This is a genomic window from Oryzihumus sp., from assembly GCF_054325275.1.
Genome location: NZ_JBTCWL010000118.1, coordinates 1 through 6,004 on the forward strand (window position 1 = coordinate 1; position 6,004 = coordinate 6,004).

Here is a 6,004-nt window from a genome sequence, read left to right on the forward strand (position 1 = left end):
GTCGGCCGTGGTCACCACGTGGACCGCGCGCCGCGAGGCCGGGTGGATCGGCAGGGTCACCACGTCGCGGTGGTGGGCGGTGCGCAGGATGAGGTCGGGGATCAGCGCGACGCCGAGCCCCTCGGCGACCAGGCCCAGCACGGCGACGTAGTCCTCGGTCTCGAAGGACACGTTTGGCACGAACCCGGCCCGGTTGCACAGCGACAGCAGGTGGCCCCGGCAGCGCGGGCAGCCGGCGATCCACGACTCCTCGGACAGCTTGGACAGGTCGGCGACCTTCTCCTTGGCCATCGGGTGGTCCTTGGGCAGCGCCAACCGCACCTCGTCGTCGAGCAGCTTGCGCGTGACGAACATGTCGAGGTCCTCCTCGCCACGACCGAGGTCGGTGCCCTCGTAGGCGAACGCGACCGCGAGGTCGCACTCACCCGCGCGCAGCGCCGCCAGGGACTCCGGCGGCTCGGCCTCGGTGAAGCTGACCTTGACCTCGGGGTAGCGCTCCTTGACCAGCGCCAGCGCCCGGGGCACCAGGGTCGCGGACGACGACGGGAACGCCATGAGCCGCACGCGCCCGGCGCGCAGCCCGGCGATGGCGGCAACCTCCTCCTCGGCGGCGTCGAGCGCGGCGAGCACGTTGACCGCGTGCCGCGCCAGCACCTGGCCGGCCTCGGTGAGCCGCACGTTGCGCCCAACCCGCTCGACCAGCACCGTCCCGGTGCGCTGCTCGAGGCGGCGCACCATCTGCGAGATGGCAGGCTGGGAGTAGCCGAGGGACAGGGCTGCTCCGGTGAAGCTGCCCTCGTCGGCAATGGCTCGCATGACACGGAGGCCGGCGGCGTCGATCATGGGACCACGATATAACTCCGAGTTATCACAGATCAAGAATCCATGTCCTTGTGTGATCTTTGCGGATTCGCGACAGTGAAGCCATGACCCTCGCTCCGCCGACGCCGACCCCCAGCATCGACACCGTGAAGGCCGCCTTCGCCCCGACTCCCGGCTTCCTCAACGCGGCCACGCTCGGCCTGCCGCCGGTCCCCGTCGTCGACGCCCTGCAGCAGGCGCTCCTCGAGTGGCAGTCCGGCCGGGCGAGCGCCGCGGGGTATGACGCGCTGGTCCAGCAGGCGCGCACCCTCTACGCCTCTTTCGTCGGCGCGCCGCACGACTGGGTGGCGGTGGGCTCGCAGACGTCGGTGTTCGCCGGCATGGTCGCCGCCTCGCTGCCCGACGGTGCCGAGGTGGTCTGCGTCGAGGGTGACTTCTCCTCCATGGTGTTTCCCTTCCTCATCGCCGCCCAGGAGGGCAGGGGCATCACCGTGCGCCAGGTCCCGCTGGCGGAGCTGGCAGCAGCGATCTCGCCGCAGACGACGCTCGTCGCGTTCTCCCTCGCCCAGAGCGCCTGCGGCAGCCTGTGCGACGGGGATGCCGTGATCACTGCCGCCCGCGCACATGGCGCCCTGACCTTCTGTGACCTGACCCAGGCGGCGGGCTGGATGCCTGTGACCGCAACGGACTACGACATCAGCGTCTGCTCGGCCTACAAGTGGATGTGCCAGCCGCGCGGCACGGCATACCTCACGGTCGCACCGCAGGTGCGCGACCTGCTCCGGCCGGTCAATGCGGGCTGGTATGCCGGGGAGGAGATCTGGTCCTCCTGCTACGGCCCGGAGATGCACCTGGCCGGTGACGCGCGGCGGTTCGACGTCTCGCCGGCGTGGCTGGCGTGGGCCGGGGCGGTGCCGGCGCTGGAGGTCCTCGGCAGCGTGCCGACGTCGGTGATCCGGGACCACGACGTGGCACTGGCCAACGCGCTGCGCGAGCGGCTGGGCCTGGAGACCGGCGCCCGACCCGTGGTGTCGCTGCGCGACCCGAGCGGGGCGATGGCCCATCGGCTGGAGCAGGCCGGTGCGGTGGTCGCGTCCCGGGCCGGACGGGTGCGGATCGCCTTCCACGTCTGGAACACCTCCGACGACGTCACCCTCGTGGCCGACGCCCTGGCCGGGTTGCCCGTCACCACCTGACGAGCCCGGCGCTCGCATCCCGGGCGGGTGTCCGCGCCCTGTGGTGGGATGCCGAAGGTGGGGATCACACAGCAGGACCAGGCCAGCCAGCCCGCCTCTGCCACGCCGGCAACCAACGGCCGCCGGGTCGGGGTCGGGCTGTGTCTGTCCGGCGGCGGCTTCCGCGCAGCACTGTTCCACCTCGGTGCGGTCCGCCGGCTCAACGAGCTCGGTGTGCTCGGTCAGGTGCGCACCATCAGTGCCGTCTCGGGCGGATCCATCACGGCCAACCTGCTGGCGGACCCGCGGCTGGTCTGGCCCGCCGAGCACGGTGCTTCCCTCGCCGGCGCGGACCTCGTGGTGCAGGGCTTTGAGGAGTGCGTGGCCGAGCCGCTGCGGCGGTTGACCGCGCGCAACGTCCGCACGCCGGCGTTGCTGTCCAAGCTGTGGCCGTCGCGCTGGCACATGCCCGACAGTGCCGTCCGGGCGCTGGCCGATGCCTACGTCGAGGCCGTGCCGTGGTGGTCAAAGCCGTTGCGCGACAACGAGACCGGCGGTCCAGCCATCGTCCTCGGCGCCACCGAGGTCGCCTATGGCGTCGACTGGACGTTCGCCGACCCGACCGCCCAGCGCCCCAAAGGCCGGATGGGGGACTACCGCCTCGGCTATGCCGCGCCGCCGTCCTCGGTGCGCCTGGCCGACGCCGTCGCGGCCTCGTGCGCGTTCCCGCCGTTCTTCGCGCCGCTGACGCTGCCGGGCGCCGACCTCGGCCTCACCGGCGGGCACCCCGACCACGAGACCCCCGAGCAGCGCGCGGCGATCCTCGAGCAGATCCGCCTCGCCGACGGCGGGGTTTACGACAACCTCGGCCTCGAGCCGATCTGGCGCAACCACGCCACGGTCCTGGTCAGCGACGGCGGCGCGGTGTTCCGGGCCCGCGCCGAGCGCACCGTCTGGGGTCGGCTGCTGCGGATCCTCGGGGTGGCCACGGGTGGCGGCACCTCGGTCCGGCTGCGGTGGCTGCACGCCAGCTTCGCGCGCGACGTCATGAGCGGGTCGACGTGGGGCCTGGACACCGTTGTGCCGCAGGGTTATCCGGCGCCGGTGGTCGAGCTCATCAACGCCGTGCGCACCGACCTCGATGCGTTCACCAGGGACGAGCAGCGCGTCCTGGAGCGCCACGGCTACCTGGTCGCCGACCACGTGGTCCGGCAGTACGTCCCCTCCGCCGTGCGCATCGACGCCCCGCTCGACCCGCCGCACCCCAGGGTGGCCGACCCGGACGTGGTCCGGCGGGCGCTGCGCGGGTCGGCCCGGCGCGCCCTGCTCGGCCGCTGGTAGCCGCTGGTCACCGCCTGTTCGCTGGCGTGGGTGACGCGCCGCGGACGCCGGATCAGGGCCGCAGCCTTGCCGGTCACCCTCTCCTCACCCTTTCGCCTGTGGTGTCCCTTTCGCCCGGTGGCAGGGTCGGTATGCCGGACGCGCACCCGGCCGGCCGGCATACGCCTGCCTGTGAGGAGGCCAGCGATGACTCTTGCCACCGACCCGGAGACCAACAAGAAGATTGTGCGCACCTTCGTCGAGCGGGTGCAGGGAGCCGGGGACATCGACGCCGTGGGGGAGTTCATCGCGGTGGACTGCGTCGACCACACGGCGCCGCCGGGGGTCCCGGAGGGGCTCGCGGGCGCCGAGGCGGTGTTCCGGATGGTGCGCGCGGCGTTCCCCGACCACGATGCGCAGATCATCCACCAGCTGGCCGACGGGGACATGGTCGCGACGTACAAGACGTTCAACGGCACGCACCGCGGCGACTTCTTCGGGGTGGCCCCGACCGGCCGGCACGTGTCGATGCGCGTGATGGACTTCGTGCGGATCCGCGACGGCAAGATCGCCGAGCACTGGAACATCAGCGACATCCCGGGACTGATGCAGCAGCTCGGCGTGGGGTAGCGGTTCGGGGTCGAACCGGCGGCCGGGTGATACTGGCAGGCGTGAGCCTGGCGACCGACGACACCGACGAGCTGGCCCGCCTGGCCGACCTCGTCGGCGGCGGCAACGTGGTGGTGCTTTCTGGCGCGGGCCTGTCAACTGAGTCCGGCATCCCGGACTATCGAGGCGCGGACGGCCGGCGGCGGGTGACGCCGATGACCTACGGGGAGTTTGTCGCGTCGGCCGAGAACCGCCGGCGCTACTGGGCGCGCAGCTACGTCGGCTGGCGCCGGTTCGCCGCGGCCGGGCCGAACCGCGGGCACGAGGTGGTGGCCGCGCTCCAGGACGCCGGGCACGTGCGCGCGCTCATCACGCAGAACGTGGACGGGCTGCACCAGTCCGCCGGTGCGCGCGACGTGCTCGAGCTGCACGGCAACCTCGACCGGGTGCTGTGCCTGCAGTGCGGCGACCGCTCCCCACGGGTCGAGCTCGACGCGCGGTTGCGCGAGGCGAACCCCGACTTCGAGGTGGTGGTGGGGGAGATCCGCCCCGACGGTGACGTGGTGCTGCCCGAGGATGCGGTGGCGCGCTTCCACCCGCCGCGGTGCCTGGTCTGCGGCTCGGACCAGCTCAAGCCCGACGTGGTGTTCTTCGGGGAGTCGGTGCCCAAACCGCTTGTGGCCCAGTGCTTTGCCGAGGTCGAGGCGTGCGACGGGCTGGTCGTCCTCGGCTCGTCGCTGCAGGTGATGAGCGGCTACCGGTTCGTGCGGCGCGCGGCCGCGCACGGCATACCGGTCGCGATCGTGACCCGGGGTCAGAGCCGCGGGGATGGTGAGGCCACCATCCGCGTCGACGCTGCCCTGGGCGCGACGCTGACGGAGCTGGCACACCGGGTCGGGCTGACCCGGTATGCCGCGCCGTCGCCGTCCTGAGCCAGGTCAGGCCTGGACCGGCACCGGGTGGATCTCGGCGGCCGGGTGGCCCGTCCGCTCGTGGATCTTGCGGACCGCGTCGGCCGACGGGGCCTCCGACAGGCAGTAGACCATCCCGCTCTCGGGGTCGGCCCAGGCGTGCTTGAAGTGCACGCCCTCCTCGCCCTCGATGTCGAGGTCGGCCTGGTGCGCAGCGGCAAGATCCGCCGCGCTGATCCCCTTCATCCCGGTGTGGACGTCCATGAACTCGGGCATGCTGCTCACCTCTCTGCGGGGGCGGTCTCGCCCCCAACGCTCGGACGCTAGGCGTCGCCGGGGCGGGCGGAACCGGGCAAATGGCGTAGCCACCCGCGCCCCGAACATGGCTGTGGCCGGCCCCGAAGATGGCTGTGGCCGGCCCCGAGGGGCCGGCCACACGGCATACGAGCGGGGGTGAGTCAGACCCGGCGCAGGACCGCGGTGACCTTGCCGAGGATGGTTGCCTCGTCGCCGTCGATCGGGTCGTAGGCGTCGTTGTGCGGCATCAGCCAGACGTGGCCGTCCTTGCGCTTGAACGTCTTGACCGTCGCCTCGTTGTCGAGCATGGCGGCGACGATGTCGCCGTTGTCGGCGGTCTGCTGCTGGCGCACGACGACCCAGTCGCCGTTGCAGATCGCGGCGTCGACCATCGAGTCGCCGACCACCTTGAGCAGGAACAGCTGGCCCTCGCCGACGATCTGCTTGGGCAGCGGGAAGACGTCCTCGACGACCTCCTCGGCCAGGATCGGGCCACCGGCGGCGATGCGGCCGAGGACGGGGACGTAGGACGCGTCGGGATGGCTGTCGCCGCTGCCGGTGGCGTCGACGGTGCCCTCGCGCGCGTCGCCGGCGCGGTAGCCCCGGTCCTTCTCGCCGGCGTCAGGGGAGACGACCTCGATGGCGCGCGGGCGGTTGGGGTCGCGGCGCAGGTAGCCCTTGCGCTCGAGCATGGACAGCTGGTGGGCGACGCTGCTCGGGCTGGCCAGGCCCACGGCCTCGCCGATCTCGCGCAGGCTGGGCGGGTAGCCACGACGGTCGACCGAGTTGCGGATGATCTCCAGGACGCGACGCTGGCGGGCGGTCAGCCCGTCACCCTTCTCGCGGTCGGGCATCTCGTGGATCTCGGCC

7 protein-coding genes are annotated in these 6,004 nt (G+C 72.3%); 4 read left to right on the plus strand and 3 right to left on the minus strand.

The window, feature by feature from the left end; all coding sequences use genetic code 11:
- Positions 1 to 843, minus strand: an 843-nt coding sequence (locus ACXVGS_RS18585) for a LysR family transcriptional regulator (RefSeq protein ID WP_458537347.1), incomplete at its 3' end; no start/stop codon positions are given.
- 83 nt (positions 844 to 926) lie between these two features.
- Between ACXVGS_RS18585 and ACXVGS_RS18590 the strand changes: the two genes are divergently transcribed.
- From ACXVGS_RS18590 to ACXVGS_RS18605, 4 genes are all read left to right on the plus strand, one after another.
- The gene (locus tag ACXVGS_RS18590) at positions 927 to 2,018 is read left to right on the plus strand and encodes an aminotransferase class V-fold PLP-dependent enzyme (protein WP_458533951.1); all 1,092 of its coding nucleotides are present in this window, start codon (positions 927 to 929) and stop codon (positions 2,016 to 2,018) included.
- Between the two features lie 48 nt (positions 2,019 to 2,066).
- On the plus strand, positions 2,067 to 3,338 hold the full coding sequence (locus ACXVGS_RS18595) for a patatin-like phospholipase family protein (RefSeq protein ID WP_458531005.1): 1,272 nt from the start codon (positions 2,067 to 2,069) through the stop codon (positions 3,336 to 3,338).
- Between the two features lie 186 nt (positions 3,339 to 3,524).
- A complete protein-coding gene (locus tag ACXVGS_RS18600) occupies positions 3,525 to 3,947 on the plus strand; it encodes an ester cyclase (RefSeq protein WP_458533952.1) in 423 nt (140 codons plus the stop codon).
- 41 nt (positions 3,948 to 3,988) lie between these two features.
- Complete coding sequence (locus tag ACXVGS_RS18605) at positions 3,989 to 4,858, plus strand: NAD-dependent protein deacetylase (protein ID WP_458531007.1); 870 nt, start codon at positions 3,989 to 3,991, stop codon at positions 4,856 to 4,858.
- A 6-nt stretch (positions 4,859 to 4,864) separates the two neighbouring features.
- Here the strand turns inward: ACXVGS_RS18605 and ACXVGS_RS18610 are convergent, their stop codons facing one another.
- Together ACXVGS_RS18610 and lexA are read right to left on the minus strand one after the other, a co-directional pair.
- Positions 4,865 to 5,113 carry an SCO4226 family nickel-binding protein gene (locus tag ACXVGS_RS18610; protein ID WP_458531008.1) on the minus strand — a complete coding sequence of 83 codons (249 nt, stop codon included), beginning with the start codon at positions 5,111 to 5,113 and terminating at the stop codon, positions 4,865 to 4,867.
- A gap of 182 nt (positions 5,114 to 5,295) precedes the next feature.
- Positions 5,296 to 5,997, minus strand: coding sequence for a transcriptional repressor LexA (gene lexA, locus ACXVGS_RS18615; protein ID WP_458537348.1), 702 nt, complete (start codon positions 5,995 to 5,997; stop codon positions 5,296 to 5,298).
- Positions 5,998 to 6,004 lie beyond the last annotated feature (7 nt).

Coding starts and splice junctions, on each gene's coding strand:
- ACXVGS_RS18600 (WP_458533952.1), top strand. CDS start 3,525: ATGACTCTTGCCACCGACCCGGAGACCAACAAGAAGATTGTGCGCACC.
- ACXVGS_RS18595 (WP_458531005.1), top strand. CDS start 2,067: ATGCCGAAGGTGGGGATCACACAGCAGGACCAGGCCAGCCAGCCCGCC.
- ACXVGS_RS18610 (WP_458531008.1), bottom strand. CDS start 5,113: ATGCCCGAGTTCATGGACGTCCACACCGGGATGAAGGGGATCAGCGCG.
- ACXVGS_RS18590 (WP_458533951.1), top strand. CDS start 927: ATGACCCTCGCTCCGCCGACGCCGACCCCCAGCATCGACACCGTGAAG.